The organism is Vibrio hepatarius (assembly GCF_018860525.1).
Lineage (GTDB): Bacteria > Pseudomonadota > Gammaproteobacteria > Enterobacterales > Vibrionaceae > Vibrio > Vibrio hepatarius_B.
Genome location: NZ_JAHKPM010000031.1, coordinates 1 through 1,902, shown reverse-complemented (window position 1 = coordinate 1,902; position 1,902 = coordinate 1). Strand labels below are relative to the sequence as shown.

The window sequence follows — 1,902 nt, the reverse complement described above, 5'->3', positions numbered from 1 at the left end:
AGCCCTTAGAACTTATATTTTTGCGAGTGCTCTGGCGAATCTCAATAGTTTTGTAGTCGTTGCGATCTCTAATTCGGACTGAATGTGTAGTAGTGCTATACCCGCAATTATTCTTGAGGAGTAACAAGTTGACCTGTCGGTAACTCCAATTTGTCACTCAGCATTCGGAACTCACTCCAACATTCATAAGCAGACAATTGTCTCCCACTGGAAAATCTCATAAGACGCTTACACTCTTTCGGGATTACTTTGCCTTTATTCCACTCTTTGATTGCCCTCACACTTTTAAAACAAAGTTCGGCTGTTTCTTCTACCGTTAGGCCGCATTCAAATTCACGAAAAATATAGTTTTTGGTCATTTCGTGATACTTCATAATTAACTCTCTTAAAAGTCAGAGATTTAAATGATACAAGTGGCAGTGAACACAATTGAACAAAGTGCGCACTGTACGAAGGCGTATTGACTGGCAATGTTTGCCTTATAAGAAGTTATTCACGAATTGCTAATATTCAATTTTTAGTAACGTATTTTTGTCCAAAAGTCATAATCAGAACCCACTCTGGTTATGTTAACGATTACTACCTCTACCAATATTTACTCTTTAAAACCGAATGCAAAGTGTCACTTTGAGCGTTTCAGTAGTCAAAATGACTATTTCGTTGGTTAATGCATCAAAATGCTTTATTAGGTATGATAACTAGCTGAAACTATTGGTATCATCCCTTTTATTTTTTTATAAGCGAACTTATATGCGGTATAAATCTTTCCCATATGCCCCTGAAGAAAGGCAAGAAACCACAAGAGAAAGAGCGGCACGTCACCGGCAACAGCGCAGGGAAGAATTAACCTATACAGAGAAGGATGAGAAACGTTGGGCTGAGAACCGTGAACGGGTTATTGCTGAGCGCGAAAAAGCAGCACGAGTTTTTGAACTTGGCTGGTTGCAGTCGCCAACTACTCAACCTCAAGAGGCTTTATGGGCAAGTTTGTTTACTGCTGAAACTAAAGAAGATCAAAAGCAGTATATAAAAAGCTGTAATTCACACCTTAACGAGCCTGTTCGAGAGGGTGAGATTGTGCTTCTTCCGACAACAGAGCCGAAAACACCAGAAGATAAGAAGTTGCTTGATGAGTGGCTTGATCAAGCAAAGATTGCCAGTAAAGAATTAGGAAAGCTTCTGGATGAGGAAGTTGATACCCTGAACCGTCACTTTGAATTGTTCTCGCATCAACTCGATGAGCGAATTAGGGCTGACGGTTTACCTTCCGACTACTATGCACAGGTCTCTACAGGCGTTGGGACTACATCGGCACTTGTTGAGCAGAATCTGAAAAACATCCAAGGCGTGCTTTTAGAAATAAATGATTTGTACGCTTCTCAAGTAGCGATGGCAAGCAGAACAGGCGGGGTCAACTACGGAACCTTTGTTTCTGAACGTGCGGGCCTATTTAAAAAGCTTGATGGCTCATTTGCCATGCTGTCTAAGCGTAGCGTTCAACTCCCTATTTATACTCAAATCAAGCGCAATCTAAAGTTGTCTACCAAATCAGTAATTCACAACGCGGATGAAATTCTAAAGACAGGTTTTGTGAAAGATTTAGGTAAGCGTATCGGCAATATTTCTATTGGCATTTCATCTGCGAGAGGATTGGGATACATAGGCTTAATGGTCGGTGCGGTCAGTGGAGTAGACAGCATCTATGAAGCCTGTAAGGTCGATGGTAAAGGTGATTGTGGTAAGACGACTACACGTGAAGTGGCAGGCTTTATTGGTGGCGTATATGGAGGAGCCAAAGGTGGAACCTTAGGAGTAGGGGCTGCTGTTGCTGCTGTTGAGGGTATAGCTCTGATTATAGGCGTTACGGCTTCGGCCCCAATATTGGCGGTAGCCGCTGTTGGA

The 1,902-nt window shown here is 42.1% G+C and carries 1 protein-coding gene and 1 pseudogene; one reads left to right on the top strand and one right to left on the bottom strand.

The features are described from left to right. Nucleotides 1–12: 12 nt before the first annotated feature. Nucleotides 13–374 (bottom strand): annotated as a pseudogene (locus KO511_RS08700) (regulator). Between the two features lie 376 nt (nucleotides 375–750). Here KO511_RS08700 and KO511_RS08695 point away from each other — a divergent pair. Beyond that, nucleotides 751–1,902: hypothetical protein (locus tag KO511_RS08695; RefSeq protein WP_215987059.1), on the top strand; the 1,152-nt coding region annotated here is incomplete at its 3' end.